Source organism: Streptomyces sp. 1114.5 (assembly GCF_003635085.1).
Taxonomy (GTDB): Bacteria; Actinomycetota; Actinomycetes; order Streptomycetales; family Streptomycetaceae; genus Kitasatospora.
Window position 1 is genome coordinate 205,746 of record NZ_RBXE01000001.1, and the last position, 16,208, is coordinate 221,953.

Genomic DNA, 16,208 nt, shown 5'->3' on the forward strand with positions numbered 1-16,208 from the left:
TCGCCCCTTGCCCTACGGGGGCAGCTCTGCTCGCGGACGGGTGTTCGGGGTGCGAAGGTAGGGTCGATGTGACCACCTTCCGAGACGACGGGACGGAGACATCCACGTGGCGCGCAGCGTGTACGTGACCGGGATCGACCGGGGGGACGGCCGGCAGGCGGTCGAACTCGGGGTCATGGAACTGCTCACCCGCCAGGTGGACCGGGTCGGGGTCTTCCGCCCGCTGGTGCACGCCGCCGCGCCCGGGCAGCCGGGCTCGGACCACGTGGTCGAGCTGCTGCACGGCCGCTACCGGATCGACCTGCCGAGCTCCGAGCTGTACGGCCTCACCTACGAGGAGGCCGCGGCGTTGCAGGCCGCGCAGGGGCAGGACGAGCTCGTCTCCGTCCTGGTCGACCGCTTCCGCGCGCTGGAGCGGCGCTGCCAGGCCGTCCTGGTGCTCGGCACCGACTTCGCCGACACCAACATCCCGGACGAACTGGCCTTCAACGCCCGCCTGGCCAACGAGTTCGGCGCCGCGGTGCTGCCGGTGGTCGGCGGGCACAGCGAGGACCCGGAGGCCGTGATCGCCGAGGTCCGCAACGCCCACCGGGCGTACACCGACCTCGGCTGCGAGACCCTGGCGATGATCGCCAACCGGGTCGCCCCGGGCGCCAAGCAGCGGATCCAGCGGGCGCTCACCGAGAAGCTGCCGATCCCCGCCTACGTCATCCCGGAGGAGCCTGCCCTGGCCGCGCCGACCGTGGCGCAGCTGGTCGAGGCGACCGGCGCCGAGGTGCTGCTCGGCGACGCCGCCGGCCTGGCCCGCGACGTGCGCGGCTACGTCTTCGGCGGCGCCATGCTGCCGACCTTCCTCGACGCGCTGACCGAGGGCGCGCTGGTCGTCACACCCGGGGACCGCGCGGACCTGGTGGTCGGCTCGCTGGCCGCGCACGCCGCCGGCGCCCCGCCGATCGCCGGCGTGCTGCTGACGCTGGGCCAGCACCCGGGCCCGAACGTGATGGCCCTGGCCGCCCGGCTCGCCCCCGGCACCCCGGTCGCAGTCGTCCCGGAGGGCAGCTGGCCGACCGCCGCCACCCTGACCCACCTGGAGGGCAAGCTCACCGCGGCCAGCCCGCGGAAGGCCGAGATCGCCCTCGGCCTGTTCGAACTGCACGTCGACACCGCCGAGTTGACCAACCGGATCGAGGTCGGCCGGTCCGAGCGGGTCACCCCGATGATGTTCGAGCACGAGCTGCTGGAGCGCGCCCGGGCCGCCCGCCGGCACGTCGTGCTGCCCGAGGGCACCGAGGAGCGGGTGCTGCGCGCGGCCGAGATCCTGCTGCGCCGCAACATCTGCGACCTCACCCTGCTCGGCGAGCCGGACGCGGTGCGCCGCAAGGCCGCGGGCCTGGGCATCGAGCTGCCGCAGCCGGAGGCGGGCGCCGACCGCGCCCAGGTCCGGATCGTCGACCCGACCACCAGCCCATTGCGCCGCCAGTTCGCCGAGCTGTACGCCCGGCTGCGGGCGCACAAGGGGATGACCGTCGAACTGGCCCTGGACGTGGTCACCGACGTCTCCTACTTCGGCACCCTGATGGTCCAGGAGGGCATCGCCGACGGCATGGTGTCCGGCGCGGTGCACTCCACCGCGGCCACCATCCGGCCCGCCTTCGAGGTGATCAAGACCTCGCTGGGCGCCTCGATCGTCTCCTCCGTCTTCTTCATGTGCCTGGCCGACAAGGTGCTGGTGTACGGCGACTGCGCGGTCAACCCCGACCCGGACGCCCAGCAGCTGGCCGACATCGCGATCCAGGCCGCCGCCACCGCCGCCCAGTTCGGGGTGGAGCCGAGGGTCGCGATGCTCTCCTACTCGACCGGGACCTCCGGCTCCGGCGCGGACGTCGACAAGGTGCGCAAGGCCACCGAGCTGGTCCGTGAGCTGCGGCCGGACATCCTGGTCGAGGGCCCGATCCAGTACGACGCGGCGGTGGACGAGCACGTCGCCGCCACCAAGCTGCCGGGCTCGCCGGTGGCCGGGCGGGCGAGCGTGCTGATCTTCCCTGACCTCAACACCGGCAACAACACCTACAAGGCCGTCCAGCGCTCGGCCGGGGCCGTCGCGGTCGGCCCGGTGCTGCAGGGGCTGCGCAAGCCCGTCAACGACCTCTCGCGCGGGGCGCTGGTGCAGGACATCGTCAACACCGTCGCGATCACCGCCATCCAGTCGCAGGACCGCAAGGAGCCGCAGGCATGAGTGAAGGAACGCGCGTTCTCGTGCTGAACGCCGGCTCCTCGTCGGTGAAGTACCAGCTGATCGACATGCTGGACGGCGCCCGGCTGGCCTCCGGGCTGGTCGAGCGGATCGGGGAGGCCGGCGGCCGCCTGGTGCACACCCCGCGCGCGGGCGAGCGGCGCGAGGCCTCGCAGGTCTTCCCGGACCACTCCGCCGCGCTCAAGGCCGTCGCCGAGGAGTTGGCCGCCGACGGCCTCGGGCTGGACTCCCCCGAGCTGGCCGCGATCGGCCACCGGGTGGTGCACGGCGGCATGCGGTTCACCGAGCCGACCGTGATCACCGACGAGGTGCTGCGGGAGATCCGCCGGCTGATCCCGGTCGCCCCGCTGCACAACCCGGCCAACATCACCGGCATCGAGGTGGCCCGGGCGCTGCGCCCCGACCTCCCCCAGGTGGCCGTCTTCGACACCGCCTTCCACGCCTCGATGCCCGAGTACGCGGCCCGGTACGCCATCGACCGGGCCGTCGCCGACGAGCACCGGGTGCGCCGCTACGGCTTCCACGGCACCTCGCACCAGTACGTCTCGCGGGCCACCGCGCGGCTGCTCGGCAAGGACCCGGCCGAGGTCAACGTGATCGTGCTGCACCTGGGCAACGGCGCCTCCGCCTCGGCGGTCAGCGGCGGTCGCTGCGTGGACACCTCGATGGGCCTGACCCCGCTGGAGGGCCTGGTCATGGGCACCCGCTCGGGCGACATCGACGCCGGCGTGGTGTTCCACCTGCACCGGGTCGGCGGGCTGTCGATCGACGAGATCGACGACCTGCTCAACCGCCGCAGCGGCCTGCGCGGCCTGTGCGGCGAGAACGACATGCGCGAGATCATGCGGCGGGCGGACGAGGGGGACGCGGACGCCCGGCTCGCCTTCGACGCGTACGTCCACCGGCTGCGCAAGTACATCGGCGGCTACTACGCGGTGCTCGGCCGGGTGGACGCGATCGCGTTCACCGCGGGGGTCGGCGAGAACGCGGCGCCGGTGCGGGCGGCGGCCACCGCGGGGCTGGACGAGCTGGGCATCGCCGTGGACCCGGAGCTGAACTCGGTGCGCTCGGGCGAGGCCCGGATCATCTCGCCCGAGTACGCCCGGGTGGCGGTCGCGGTGGTGCCCACCGACGAGGAGCTGGAGATCGCCCGGCAGGCCTTCGCGCTGGTGCACCGGGAGAGCCAGGAGTCCGCGGACTGACACGGAATCGTCTCACTCCGCGGAATTATTCGTCGGCGATTCCTACCGATACATGCCGAATGCGCCCATAACCCGAACAGATAGACTGATCGATATGCGCCGAGCGAAAATTGTCTGCACCCTGGGTCCGGCGACGGACTCCTACGAACAGCTGAAGGCCATCGTCGAGGCGGGCATGAACGTCGCCCGACTGAACATGAGCCACGGCAACCACGCTGACCACGAGGAGCGGTACCGCAAGGTCCGCCAGGTCTCGGAGGACACCGGCAAGGCCATCGGCGTCCTGGCCGACCTCCAGGGTCCGAAGATCCGTCTGGCGACCTTCGCCAACGGCCCGGTGACCGTCGACAACGGCGACGAGTTCACCATCACCACCGAGGACGTCCCCGGTGACCAGCACATCTGCGGCACCACCTACAAGGGCCTGCCCGGCGACGTGAAGCCCGGCGACCCGATCCTGATCAACGACGGCGTCATCGCCCTGGAGGTCGTCAGCGTCGACGGCCCGCGGGTGAAGACCGTGGTCGTCGAGGGCGGCGTGCTCTCGAACAACAAGGGCATCAACCTGCCCGGCGCGGCCGTGAACGTGCCCGCCCTGTCCGAGAAGGACAAGGACGACCTGCGCTTCGCGCTGCGCCTGGGCGTCGACATGGTCGCCCTGTCCTTCGTCCGCAACGCGGAGGACATCAAGGACGTCCACGAGGTCATGGACGAGGTCGGCATCCGCGTGCCGGTCATCGCCAAGATCGAGAAGCCGCAGGCCGTCGAGGCCATGGAGGAGATCGTCCTCGCCTTCGACGCCATCATGGTCGCCCGCGGCGACCTCGCCGTGGAGTATCCGCTGGAGCGGGTGCCGCTGGTCCAGAAGCAGCTGGTCACCCTGGCCCGCCGCAACGCCAAGCCGGTCATCGTCGCCACCCAGATGATGGAGTCGATGATCCACGCCTCGCGCCCGACCCGCGCCGAGGTCTCCGACGTCGCCAACGCCATCCTGGACGGTGCCGACGCGGTCATGCTCTCCGCCGAGTCCAGCGTCGGCAAGTACCCGGTCGAGACCGTCCGCACCATGAGCCGGATCTGCGAGAAGGCCGAGGAGGAGCTGGTCTCCCAGGGCCTGCAGCCGCTCAACCCGGGCCGCAAGCCGCGCACCCAGGGCGGCTCGGTCGCCCGCGCCGCGTGCGAGCTGGGCGACTTCCTCGACGGCAAGGCGCTGGTCGCGTTCACCAAGTCCGGTGACACCGCCCGCCGGCTGTCGCGCTACCGCTCGCCGATCCCGGTGATCGCCTTCACCCCGGACACCGCGACCCGCAACCAGCTCTCGCTGAGCTGGGGCGTCGAGGCGTACGTGACCGAGCAGGTCGCCACCACCGACGCGATGGTCGCGCAGGTCGACCGCGAGCTGCTGAAGATGCGCCGGCTCGACGAGGGCGACACCGTCATCGTCACCGCCGGTGTGCCGGTCGGCATCCCCGGCACCACCAACATGGTGCAGGTTCACCACCTGGGCACCCGGGGCGAGTGAGCACCCGTCACACCCGAACGCCCGTGGGGCGGTCCTCCTCGGAGGGCCGCCCCACGGGCGTTGTGCGTCGACTGCCGCTGCTCGCGGGCTGGTTGTCGCTACGTGTTGCTACTTGTCGCTGTAGGGCGCGTTGTCGTTGAACAGGTGCATCCCGGGGATGTGCAGGGTGCCGCCGAACTGGCCGGCCTGCTTGGCGGTGACGCCGGTCAGCTCCAGCTCCAGCGGGATCGGGATGGCGCCGATCAGGTCGTACAGCCAGCGCGGCAGGGTGTCCGGCGTCAGGGTGATCTCGCCCAGGTCGACCGGGAGCGGCAGGCCGAGCACCTTGGAGAGGTGGCCGGTCAGCCGTTCCACGTACATGGTGACCTGGCCGTTGCGCATGGTCGAGGTGGAACCCGGGGCGCCCTGGACGTGGAAGGTCACGCCGTTGCCCTCCAGGGTCGACATGTCGAGGTTGTCGATGTCCACGCTGTCGACCACGAACTTCAGCACCCGCTTGGTGCCGGTCGGGGTCTTCACGTCGTAGACGCCGTGGAACGCTGCGCCGTGCAGGGCGAGCCGGCTGGTGTTCAGCGTCCAGTTCTGCTCCGGGACGACCTGGCCGGAGGCGGCCGCACCGGCGGTCAGGCTCCGGGTGTCCACAGCGCAGTTGGGGTTGTCGGTGGGCGTCCCGGTGGGAGTGGGCGTCGCGGTGGGCGAGGCGGTGCCGGAGGCGCCCGCGGTGGGCGTCGCCTTGGGGCTCGCCTTGCCGGTCGGCGTCGCGGCGGCGGAGGGCGCGCCCCCGGACGGCTGGGCCGCGGTGGGCGCGGCGCCCTGGCCGGCGGCGGCCGGGGCCGGCTGGGCCGGGGTGCCCGCACGCGGAGCCGGGGCGGCCGGGGTGGGCGCGGGCGCCGGGGTCGTGCCCTGCGTGGCGGTGGCGCCGGCGGTCGGGCTGGCGCTCGGGCTGGGCGAGGCGTTCGGGTTCAGCAGGTGGTTGATGCCGCCGACGATGTCGTCGATCAGGCCCGTCCGGGCCACCGTGCCGGTGCCGGTGCTGCTGTCCGGGTAGACCGCGCTGCTCGCCACCGAGCCGCCGTTGGTGGCCGAGCGGGCGGCGGGCGGCTGGGTGGTCGGCGTCGAGGCGGACGGCGGCTTGACCGGCGAGGTGGGCTGCTGGACGGGGGCGCCGGTCGGCGCCTGGGTCGGCACCTGGGTGGGCGTGTGGGTCGGTGCTTGGGTCGGCGTCTGGGTGGGCGCCGTGCTCGGCACGGTGGACGGGCCCGGCGGCTCGGGCAGCTCGCTCTTGGGGACGGGCGTCTCGATCGGCGCGACGTCCGGCACGGCCACCGGCGCGTTCCCGCACGGCTTGCCCGCCGCGGACTCGGCGAGCGCCGGGTTGGGCGTGTAGGCGGCGGCCATCAGCAGCGCGGTCGGCACCGCGGCCATGGCCAGCGCACGGCCTCTCAGCCGGGCCCGTACGGGCGTGCGCGGGGCCGCGTGCCGGCCGGAGCGCTGCGCGGGGACGGCTGTGCCGTCGGCTTGCTCGGCCGGCCCGGTCACCGTGCCCCCTCCGGGTCAGCGGCGCCGGCCTGCTTCGGGAGGGTGGCACCGGCGGCCGGTTCGGCGGCGGCACCGGCGCCCGGCTCCTGCGGCGCGCCCTGGGCGGGCAGCTGGGCGGTGGGCGTCTCGGCGGCGGTGTCTGCGGCGGTGGGTGCCTCAGCCGGCTCGGCGGCGACGCTCTCCGCCACCGCGTTCCCGGCCTCGGCCGCCTTGCCCTTGCGGCGGCGCCGGTGCGCCGACTCGGCCTTGGGCTCCGGCAGCGGCGCCCAGGAGACCATCAGGCCGCCGCCGATCAGGCCCGGCAGCAGCGCCAGTCCGAAGCCCGCCAGGTTGGAGACCGGTATGGAGATCAGCGTGAGCAGGATGGTCGCGATGCCCGCGAAGACCCGGACGGCGGGCTGGAACCACCCGGTGAGCCCGAGGATGATCATCAGCACCCCGATGATCATCGACCCGGCGCCGGCCGTGGTGGACATCGCGATGGTCAGGCCGCCGAGCGACAGGTGCGCGTACGGGAAGTAGAGGATCGGGCCGCCGGCGATCATGGCCAGCAGGCCGCCCCAGAAGGGCCTGGTGCGGCGGAATTCACGGAAGTGCCGCCAGAGCCACCCGATCGGATTCTGGTGGCCGGTCCGGGGTTCGACCGTTGCGCTGGACATGGTGCAGCTCCTCGACATCGCTACGAGGGAAGAACGATTGGCATGAGGCCGGGAACGGCGGTGATGACCCCGCCGCCCCCGGCCCGCGAAGACCCGTCAGTCGGGCGCGCCCGTGGGCGCACCGTCAGGAAGGGCTCAGAAGCACTCGATGCCCGGGCCGTCGCCCTTCTTGAGCGACAGGTTCAGGCCGCTCAGGACGAAGTTGCCGGCCGAGGTGGCGCGGGCGGTCTGCTGGACGTTGTCCAGGATGGCCGAGTCCGCGGCCTGGGCGAAGCCGGTGGCACCGGTCGGCAGGCCCTTGCCGCCACCCGCGTCGGTGACCTTCTGGTGAGGCTTCCAGCCCTGGGTCGCCGCACCGGAAAGCGTGGAGGCGTCCTGGCCGATGTTGATGTTCTTGAAGGTCGCGTCGGCCTTCAGCTGCTCCAGGTCGATGAGCAGGTTGTCGGCGTGCACCGGCTTGCTGCCCGGGCCACCGGCGTTCAGCTGGAGGGTGATCTTCCCGAGGCCGAAGCCGGACAGGTCGGTCACCACGGACTGGCACAGGTTGGTGATGTCGGCCGAGTCGAAGGCCGAGACGGCGACCGGGTGCGGCTGGCCGCTGGCCTCGATGTCGACGGTGCCGAACTGCGCGAAGTGACTGCCCTCAAGGTGCGTGGTGCTCACCTTGAACTGCTGGCCGGAAATGCTGAACGAGGCGGCGAGCGCACTGTTGGCGATCGACACGCCGACCATCGCGGTGGCCGCGACGCTCGGCACCATCACCAGGGCGAAGCGCTTCCAGCGGGTCTTGCCGTAGGTCTGGGACATGCGAGTCCTCCTTCTAGGACGTACATCTCCGGCTCCCCGGCGGCGCGTCCAGCGCCGGTGGGGGCCTGGGATGGGAGAGAGCTACGTCCTCGGTAGCGGAGAGCGCCTTGGGCGTCGTCGGACGCGGGAGCGGCCTGCGTACAGCGGCCCTCCCGGCCGAGCACCGACCGTCCTTGCGGGGCGGCGGGCAGGACCGACGACATCGGCGATCACCCCCGAGCGACAACCAGCGACCGCGCAGGGCCGCGCGGCCGTAAAAGGACAGGAACCGCCGTGGGACCGCGGATACCCCCCTGCCCTCCCTACCGCCGGCCGGGGCCGGCGGATCGCCCGGTGGGGATCCCGCGCTCCGCGTGCCGACCGGCTGTCGGAGGGTGTGGAGTCTGGGACCGGGCGTCGCCGATCGTGCTTGAATCCCGGGCGAAGCACAAGGGGTGCCTTACTGACGGGTAATGCAACATCCGGCGACGTCGATCATGAAATGCGCGCGATTTATACCGTGCGTGACGACTTGGCGGAAACTGGACGGCGAAATCTGCCGGAAACACGAGCGAAACACCCGTGGGTGATCACGTAGCGTGACCACCCACGGGTGAAATCAAGATTTGGTAAACGTCCGCCCGGTTGACCGGATTGTCGCCAAATCACCTGGCGACACCGCAGGTCATCCGCTGTGCCAGACCATGCGCCCGGACCGGACGCGGACCGCACCCGAGCCGGGCCCGCGGCAGCCTCAGAACAGCACGCGCGCCAGCGCCGCACGGGCCGTGACGACCCGCGGGTCCTCCGGGCCGATCACCTCGAACAGCTCCAGCAGGCGCAGCCGGGCGGTGTCCCGGTCCTCGCCGGCCGTCCGCCCGACGGTGTCCACCAGGCGCCCGAAGGCATCCTCGACGTGGCCGCCGACCAGGTCCAGGTCGGCCGCCTGGAGCTGGACCCCGACGTCCTTCGGGTCGGCCGCGGCCGCCGCCCGGACGGTCTGCAGGTCCAGGCCCTCGATCCGCTGCAGCAGTTCGGCCTGGGCCAGGCCCAACTTCGCCTCGGTGTTGCCGGGTTCGCCGGCCAGCACGTTCTTGTACGCCTGGATGGCACCGCCCAGGTCGCCGGCGTCCAGCGCGTCGTGCGCGGCGGACAGCGCCGGGTCCTCGGGGCGCTGCGGGGCGGCGGCCGGGGCCTCGCCCGGGGCGACCGCGCCGCCGCCGGCCAGGCCCCCCACGCCGAAGCGCTGCTCGGCGACCAGGATCAGCTGGTCCAGCACCTTGCGGACGTTGGCGGCGCTCTCCGCGCCCTGGAACAGCGGCACCAGCTGGCCGGCCACCACGGCCATCACGGCCGGGATGCCCTGGATGCCGAACTGCTGGGCGAGCAGCTGGTTGGCGTCCACGTCGATCTTGGCGAGCACGAAGCGGCCGGCGTACTCCTCGGCCAGGCCCTCCAGGATCGGGCTGAGCTGCTTGCAGGGGCCGCACCACTCGGCCCAGAAGTCGATGACGACCGGCACCTCGGTGGAGCGCTGGACGACCTCCGCCTCGAAGGTGTCCTCGGTGACGTCGATGACGAGCTGGTGGACGGGCTGGGCGACGGCGGAGCCGTCCGCTTCGGCGGCGGCGGCCTGACGGGCCCGCTCGGCCCGGGCCTGCTCGGCCTTCTGGGCGGCCTCGCCGGCCGCCTTCACTGCGGCGAGGTCGACCGCACCGCGCAGGGCGGAGCTGTTGAGACGCGAATTCCGTGGCTGCATGAGACCATCCTCCCCCGTCCGCGCTGCTCGCGGGCGCCAACCTCGGGAAAGTCGCCCCGCGCGGGCCGCGCGGTGCGGGTTCCCGGCCGTCGTGCCCGTCCCCCGGTAGCCTGAACCGTTCGGCGCGGATCCCCACCCGCACCTTCGCCGCCCCCGTCCCACGGGGTGCGGCGCCTGGTTGCCACTGCTTTCGCTACGAGTCGTAGCGTAACTGGAGCCGGTGCCCCGCCCGCAAGCCCCACCGGCGGTTCGGGGACGTGACCTGCCCCACTTTCCCGGGCGGCCCGACTGCCCGAATCGGCCGACAGTCGCTACCGTTACCAGCCCCACCCAAGTTACTTACCAGTACAGCGCAAGGAGGCCCGGTGCCGGCCGCCCAGCCCCCCGCCAGCCCGGAGAGCCCGCACCTGGCGTCCCCCGCCCGGGCGAGCACCGCCCCGGACGCCGCGCAACCGGCCCCCGAGGCCGCCAACGCCGCCCGTGCCAAGGGCCGTCCGCGCAGCGCCGCCGCCGACCGCGCGATCCTCGACGCCACCCGCGAAGCCCTCGCCGAACACGGCTGGGGTGGACTCACCATGGGCCACGTGGCGAGCCGCGCCGGCGTCGCCAAGACCACCCTCTACCGCCGCTGGCCGTCCAAGAACGAACTGGTGGTCGACGCCGTCGCCACCCTCTTCGACGAGCTGGTGATGCCCGACCTCGGCAGCCTGCGGGCCGACATCGAGGCCGTGGTCGCCCAGTTCGCCGACCTGCTGGCCCGGCCGGAGACTCAGGCCGCCCTGCTCGCCCTGTTCGCCGAGGGCATCCGGGACCGCCAGCTGCACCGCCGCATCCGCGAGGCGATCGTCGACCCGCAGAAGCGGCTGGTCCGCCAGGGCCGGGCGGCCGCCCAGGCCCGCGGCGAACTGGAGGCCGACACCGACGCCGCAGCGGCCCGCGAGGAGGTCGACATCATCTTCGACACCATCGCCGGCACCGTCGAACACCGCGTCCTGGTCAGCGGCGAACCCATCACCCCGGCCTGGACCCGCCGCTTCACCGACCTCCTCCTCGGCGCCCTCGCCACCACCGCCTGACCCCACCCGCCCGGGAACGGCGAAGCCGCCCGTACGGAATCCCCGTACGGGCGGCAGTCACGCGCTCGCTCAGAACAGCGTGATCAGAACATCGCGTTCTCCTGGTAGGTGCCCCACTCCTGGCGGAGTGCGTTGCAGATCTCGCCGAGCGTCGCCTCGGCACGCACCGCGTCCAGCATCGGCGGGATCATCGACTCGCCCGAGCGCGCAGCCGCCAGCATGGCGTCCAGCCCGGCCCGGACGGCCGCCTCGTCCCGCGCCGCCTTGCGCGCGCGCAGCACCCGCACCTGCTCGCGCTCGACCTCGTGGCTGACCCGCAGGATCTCCAACTCGGGGGTGACGCTGCGCGGGTGGCAGTTGACGCCGACCACGCGCTTCTCGCCCTTCTCCACGCCCTGCTGGTACTGGAAGGCCGCCTCGGCGATCTCCCCGGTGAACCAGCCCTCCTCGATGCCGCGCAGGATGCCGGAGGTGATCGGGCCGATCTCGTGGCCCTCGCGGCCCTTGTCCAGACGTGCCTTGTTCAAGATCTGCTGGAAGATCGCCTCGGCCTGCTGCTCGATCCGGTCGGTCAGCGCCTCGACGTACCAGGAACCGCCCAGCGGGTCGGCCACGTTGGCGACGCCGGTCTCCTCCATCAGCACCTGCTGGGTGCGCAGGGCGATCTCGGCGGCCTGCTCGGAGGGCAGCGCCAGGGTCTCGTCCAGGGCGTTGGTGTGCAGCGAGTTGGTGCCGCCGAGCACCGCGGCCAGCGCCTCGACGGCGGTGCGGACCACGTTGTTGTACGGCTGCTGCGCGGTGAGCGAGACACCCGCGGTCTGGGTGTGGAAGCGCAGCCACTGCGCCTTGTCGGTCTTGGCGCCGAAGCGGTCGCGCATCCAGCGGGCCCAGATCCGGCGCGCGGCGCGGAACTTGGCGATCTCCTCGAAGAAGTCCAGGTGCGCGTCGAAGAAGAAGGACAGGCCGGGCGCGAAGACGTCCACGTCCAGGCCGCGGGACAGGCCCAGCTCGACGTAGGCGAAGCCGTCCGCGAGGGTGTACGCCAGCTCCTGCGCGGCCGTCGCCCCGGCCTCGCGGATGTGGTAGCCGGAGACGGACAGCGGCTTGTACGCGGGGATGCCCTCCGCGCAGTACGCCATCAGGTCGCCGATCAGGCGCAGGTGCGGCTCGGGGGCGAAGAGCCACTCCTTCTGCGCGATGTACTCCTTGAAGATGTCCGTCTGCAGGGTGCCGTTGAGCACCGCCGGGTCCACGCCCTGGCGCTCGGCGGCGACCAGGTACATGCAGAAGATCGGGACGGCCGGGCCGCTGATCGTCATCGAGGTGGTGACCTCGCCGAGCGGGATGCCCTGGAACAGCACCTCCATGTCGGCCGCCGAGTCGATGGCCACGCCGCAGTGGCCGACCTCGCCGAGCGACTTGGGGTCGTCGGAGTCGTAGCCCATCAGGGTGGGCATGTCGAAGGCGACCGAGAGGCCGCCGCCGCCCGCGTCCAGGATCATCCGGTAGCGCTCGTTGGTCTGCTGCGCGTTGCCGAAGCCGGCGAACTGGCGGATGGTCCAGGTGCGGCCCCGGTAGCCGGTGGGGTGCAGACCGCGGGTGTACGGGTACTCGCCCGGCCAGCCGATCCGCTCGAAGCCCTCGTAGGGCTGCCCGGCCGGCGGGCCGTAGACCGGCTCGACCTCGTCACCGGAGAGGGTGGTGAAGTCCGCGTCCCGCTTCCGGGCCTTGTCGTACCGCTGCTGCCAGCGCTGCCGGCCGCGCTCGATCTCCTCGGCGTCCATGACCCCGAACTCCGCTCAGTACGGCCGCCACGGGCGATGGCGGCACAGCTATTAGGACGTCCTACTAATTTACTCGGACGTCCTAGTACTTGTCGATGGCAGCAGGCCGGACGGGGGACGCCTGCGGCGGGCAGCGGGGGAAGGGGTGGGGGGCGCGGACGGATGGCAGCAGGCCGGACGGGGGACGCCTGCGGCGGGGACTGCCTCCGCGACGAGGCCTCCTTGCCCGGAACGCCGAGAGGGCCCCTTCCCCACCCGGGGAAGGGGCCCTCTCGTGGCCGGTCGGCTCAGACGCCGGCCGGCTGGCGGGCGCCGGCACCCGCCGTCAGCTGTTCGGCGGCCTCGCCGGCCACCTTGCGCTCGAAGACGAAGGAGAGGAACGGGATGCAGCCCGCCGCCAGGGTCAGCACCAGTCGGCCGAGCGGCCACTTCAGCTTCTGCCCGAGCAGGAAGGTCACCACGAAGTACCCGATGTACAGGTACCCGTGCAGCATCGCGACGTAGGTAGTCACTTCCTCGGCCTTGCCGAAGCCGTACTTGGCGACCATGAAGCCGCAGAACACCAGCAGCGCCACACCGGTCGCAATGGCCAGGGCCCGGTACCAGCCCAGCAGGGGGGTCGCCTTCATAGTCTTCCTCGCGTCGCTCGGCAGTTTCGGCCGGTACGCCCGGATCCGCGCACCGCTCCCACGAGGGTAGCCGCCCTCACAGCGTCCCCTCCGCAGCCCCCTCCGCGGTCCCGGCCACAGCCCCGGCCGCAGCTCGCGCCGCCGCCTCCTCGCCCGACTCGTCGAAGTCGCCGGCCGCGACCCGCAGCGGCCTGAGCAGCTCGAACACCTGACGGCACTGCTCGGGCCCGTACTCCTCCAGCCCGAACTCCATCGCCATCAGCTCCCGGGTGGCCTCCTCGACCACCTCGCGGCCGCGCCCGGTGATCGTGGCCAGCACGCCGCGGCCGTCCAGCGGGTTGGGGCGGCGGGCGACCAGGCCGGCCCGCTCCAGGCGGTCGACGGTGTTGGTCACGCTGGTCGGGTGGACCATGAGCCGCTCGCCGATCTTGGAGAGCGAGAGCTCCCCGGTCCGGCTGAAGGTGAGCAGCACCAGTGCCTCGTAGCGGGCGAAGGTCAGCCCGTACGGCTTGAGCACCGCGTCCACCCGGGAGAGCAGGATCTGGTGGGCGCGCATGATCGAGGTGATCGCCGCCATCGAGGGGACTCCGCCCCATCGGCGGGTCCACAGCTCGTCGGCGCGGGCGATCGGGTCGAAGTCGAGAGCGAGGGGCTTGGCCACCTCCCAACCGTACCGGCGGACCGAACGGGTGATACCAGCTGTCCTGATGGTGGACAAGCGGGACGGGTGGCGAGATCCCGCCAATCGGACGGCCAGGTCCATACCAGGACATTGCACGGGCATGAACGCTCCGCAACGTGCATGCGGCGCAACGGGGTTGGCCGTCGATCGCGCCAATGCCGCTTCGGCAGGCCTCGGTTCGGATGGCAACCCGCTGCAAGGCGGGGCGATTCGTCCGGTTTGTCGTCCCGTTCACATTCCTTCTCCCTGGCGGGACTTGGCCAATTCATGAGCAAGACCTGTCATTTGTTTTGCTCGATTGTCATGCTTTCCGCCAACCCCGTCCGGTAGCCACCACCCCCACCCCCGGTGGCCAGCCGCTCGACCGCTCGGGGTCCTGCACGTCAGCGCCCGTCCCGCCCCAAAGGAGCCGACCCCGGCCCCCGGGACGAGGTGCGACCGCGCCCACACGCGGTTTCCCGGAAGGACTCGTCCGTGAAGCGAAAGCTCGCCGCAGTCGCCGTACTCTCCGCCACCGCCCTGCTCACCGGTGTCGTCCAGGTGAGCACCGCTGCCCAGGCCGCCCCCTCCCCGGTCTCCCCGGCCGCCCAGGCCGCGCAGCAGCGCGCCGACCTGATCGCGCTGGCGAACGGCCAGGCCGGCAAGGTCGCGCACGCCCTGGCCCTCGGCGGCCAGGAGCAGCTGGTGGCCAAGGACGCCCTGGTGGACGCCGACGGCACCCGCCACCTGCGCTACGAGCGCACCTTCGCCGGGCTCCCGGTCCTGGGCGGCGACCTGGTGGTGCACCAGAAGGCCGACGGCTCGGTGATATCCGTGGACAAGGCCACCGGCGCGCAGCTCGCACTTCCGAGCCTCACCCCGCAGATCCCCGCCGACAAGGCCGCCGCCCAGGCGACCGGCGCCGTGCAGTCCACCATCGGCATCGCCGCCGACGAGGACGAGTCGCCGCTGACCGAGGTCCACCAGACCGGTGCCGCCAAGCTGGTCGTCTGGGCCACCGACGGCGCCCCGCGCCTGGCGTACCAGACCACCGTCGAGGGCCTGCGCGCCGACGGCACCCCGAGCAGCCAGCTGCTGGTCACCGATGCCGCGAGCGGCCAGGTGCTCTCCACCCACGAGCAGGTGCGGACCGCCTCCGGCACCGGCAAGGGCGTCTTCGTCGGCACCGTCCCGCTGACCACCACCCAGGTCAGCAGCGGCTTCTCGCTCAAGGACGCCTCCCGCGGCGGCCAGTCCACCAGCGACCTCAAGGGCCGCACCTCCGGCTCGGGCACGCTGTACACCGACGCGGACAACGCCTGGGGCGACGGCACCGCCTCCAACGGCCAGTCGGCCGCCGTGGACGCCCAGTTCGGCGCCGCCGCCACCTGGGACTTCTACAAGAACACCTTCGGCCGCAGCGGCATCCGCAACGACGGCGTCGGCGCCGCCAGCCGGGTCCACTACGGCAAGAACTACGTGAACGCGTTCTGGTCCGACACCTGCTTCTGCATGTCGTACGGCGACGGCGCCGGCAACACCCACCCGCTGACCGAGATCGACGTGGCCGGCCACGAGATGACCCACGGCGTCACCGCCGCCACCGCCAACCTGAACTACTCGGGTGAGTCCGGCGGCCTGAACGAGGGCACCTCGGACATCTTCGGCACCATGGTCGAGTGGTACGCCAACCTGGCCACCGACAAGCCGGACTACCTCATCGGCGAGCAGATCGACCTGAACGGCAACGGCACCCCGCTGCGCTACATGGACCAGCCCTCCAAGGACGGCCGCTCGGCCGACTACTGGTCCTCCTCGGTCGGCAGCCTGGACGTGCACTACTCCTCCGGCGTGGCGAACCACTTCTTCTACCTGCTCGCCGAGGGCAGCGGCGCCAAGACCATCAACGGCGTCAACTACAACAGCCCGACCTACAACGGCTCGACCCTCGCCGGCATCGGCCGGGACAAGGCCGCGCAGATCTGGTACAAGGCGCTGACCACCTACTTCACCTCCACCACCAACTACGCCGCCGCCCGTACCGGCACCCTGAAGGCCGCCACCGACCTGTACGGCGCCGGCAGCGCCGAGTACAACGCGGTCGCCGCGACCTGGGCCGCCGTCAACGTCAACTGACGTACGACGCACGGCGCACAACGCAGCCGACCCACCCACGCGTGACGTACGGGACCAACTACCGTACGGCGCAAGCGGATCCGGACGCCCGGGGCCCTGTCGCAGGACGGGCCCCGGGCGTCCGGCCGCGCCGGGGCTGTCAAGGCCGCCCGGCTGGCGGAGTCCCGCCAGGAGGGACGAACCGGAAATACCGGGCAATGA

Annotated in this window: 12 protein-coding genes; 5 read left to right on the forward strand and 7 right to left on the reverse strand. The window is 72.1% G+C overall.

The genetic code is table 11. From position 1 onward, the window contains the following. Positions 1 to 106: 106 nt before the first annotated feature. The 3 genes from pta (at position 107) to pyk (ending at position 4,978) form a co-directional block, all read left to right on the forward strand. Positions 107 to 2,236 (forward strand): phosphate acetyltransferase, encoded by a 2,130-nt coding sequence (pta, locus tag BX285_RS00845; RefSeq protein WP_121174217.1) that lies wholly within the window; start codon positions 107 to 109, stop codon positions 2,234 to 2,236. After that, positions 2,233 to 3,456, forward strand: coding sequence for an acetate kinase (locus tag BX285_RS00850; RefSeq protein ID WP_121174218.1), 1,224 nt, complete (start codon positions 2,233 to 2,235; stop codon positions 3,454 to 3,456). The genes pta and BX285_RS00850 overlap by 4 nt, the downstream gene beginning before the upstream one ends. A gap of 94 nt (positions 3,457 to 3,550) precedes the next feature. Next, positions 3,551 to 4,978, forward strand: coding sequence for a pyruvate kinase (pyk, locus tag BX285_RS00855; protein WP_097236198.1), 1,428 nt, complete (start codon positions 3,551 to 3,553; stop codon positions 4,976 to 4,978). 108 nt (positions 4,979 to 5,086) lie between these two features. Here the strand turns inward: pyk and BX285_RS00860 are convergent, their stop codons facing one another. The 4 genes from BX285_RS00860 to BX285_RS00875 all read right to left on the reverse strand — a co-directional run bounded on the left by BX285_RS00860 (position 5,087) and on the right by BX285_RS00875 (position 9,721). Then, on the reverse strand, positions 5,087 to 6,517 hold the full coding sequence (locus tag BX285_RS00860) for a hypothetical protein (protein ID WP_121174219.1): 1,431 nt from the start codon (positions 6,515 to 6,517) through the stop codon (positions 5,087 to 5,089). Continuing rightward, a complete protein-coding gene (locus BX285_RS00865; protein WP_121174220.1) occupies positions 6,514 to 7,176 on the reverse strand; it encodes a DUF6114 domain-containing protein in 663 nt (220 codons plus the stop codon). The genes BX285_RS00860 and BX285_RS00865 overlap by 4 nt, the downstream gene beginning before the upstream one ends. Positions 7,177 to 7,311: 135 nt before the next feature. Continuing rightward, positions 7,312 to 7,983, reverse strand: a complete 672-nt coding sequence (locus BX285_RS00870; RefSeq protein WP_097236201.1) for a DUF6230 family protein — start codon at positions 7,981 to 7,983, stop codon at positions 7,312 to 7,314. A gap of 733 nt (positions 7,984 to 8,716) precedes the next feature. After that, positions 8,717 to 9,721: a tetratricopeptide repeat protein gene (locus BX285_RS00875; RefSeq protein ID WP_121174221.1), complete on the reverse strand. Its 1,005-nt coding sequence runs from the start codon at positions 9,719 to 9,721 to the stop codon at positions 8,717 to 8,719. Between the two features lie 521 nt (positions 9,722 to 10,242). Between BX285_RS00875 and BX285_RS00880 the strand changes: the two genes are divergently transcribed. Continuing rightward, positions 10,243 to 10,797, forward strand: coding sequence for a TetR/AcrR family transcriptional regulator (locus BX285_RS00880; RefSeq protein ID WP_257033042.1), 555 nt, complete (start codon positions 10,243 to 10,245; stop codon positions 10,795 to 10,797). A gap of 83 nt (positions 10,798 to 10,880) precedes the next feature. Here the strand turns inward: BX285_RS00880 and BX285_RS00885 are convergent, their stop codons facing one another. From BX285_RS00885 to BX285_RS00895, 3 genes are all read right to left on the reverse strand, one after another. Next, complete coding sequence (locus tag BX285_RS00885) at positions 10,881 to 12,581, reverse strand: methylmalonyl-CoA mutase (RefSeq protein WP_097236203.1); 1,701 nt, start codon at positions 12,579 to 12,581, stop codon at positions 10,881 to 10,883. Between the two features lie 287 nt (positions 12,582 to 12,868). Next, on the reverse strand, positions 12,869 to 13,210 hold the full coding sequence (locus BX285_RS00890; RefSeq protein WP_097236204.1) for a DUF3817 domain-containing protein: 342 nt from the start codon (positions 13,208 to 13,210) through the stop codon (positions 12,869 to 12,871). A gap of 76 nt (positions 13,211 to 13,286) precedes the next feature. Further along, positions 13,287 to 13,871: a MarR family winged helix-turn-helix transcriptional regulator gene (locus tag BX285_RS00895; protein ID WP_121174222.1), complete on the reverse strand. Its 585-nt coding sequence runs from the start codon at positions 13,869 to 13,871 to the stop codon at positions 13,287 to 13,289. 495 nt (positions 13,872 to 14,366) lie between these two features. Between BX285_RS00895 and BX285_RS00900 the strand changes: the two genes are divergently transcribed. Next, positions 14,367 to 16,007 carry a M4 family metallopeptidase gene (locus BX285_RS00900; protein ID WP_121174223.1) on the forward strand — a complete coding sequence of 547 codons (1,641 nt, stop codon included), beginning with the start codon at positions 14,367 to 14,369 and terminating at the stop codon, positions 16,005 to 16,007. Positions 16,008 to 16,208 lie beyond the last annotated feature (201 nt).

Excerpts from the sequence above, each read along its gene's own strand:
- BX285_RS00875 (WP_121174221.1), bottom strand. The coding sequence starts at position 9,721 with ATGCAGCCACGGAATTCGCGTCTCAACAGCTCCGCCCTGCGCGGTGCG.
- BX285_RS00885 (WP_097236203.1), bottom strand. The coding sequence starts at position 12,581 with ATGGACGCCGAGGAGATCGAGCGCGGCCGGCAGCGCTGGCAGCAGCGG.
- BX285_RS00865 (WP_121174220.1), bottom strand. The coding sequence starts at position 7,176 with ATGTCCAGCGCAACGGTCGAACCCCGGACCGGCCACCAGAATCCGATC.
- BX285_RS00870 (WP_097236201.1), bottom strand. The coding sequence starts at position 7,983 with ATGTCCCAGACCTACGGCAAGACCCGCTGGAAGCGCTTCGCCCTGGTG.
- BX285_RS00850 (WP_121174218.1), top strand. The coding sequence starts at position 2,233 with ATGAGTGAAGGAACGCGCGTTCTCGTGCTGAACGCCGGCTCCTCGTCG.
- BX285_RS00890 (WP_097236204.1), bottom strand. The coding sequence starts at position 13,210 with ATGAAGGCGACCCCCCTGCTGGGCTGGTACCGGGCCCTGGCCATTGCG.
- pyk (WP_097236198.1), top strand. The coding sequence starts at position 3,551 with ATGCGCCGAGCGAAAATTGTCTGCACCCTGGGTCCGGCGACGGACTCC.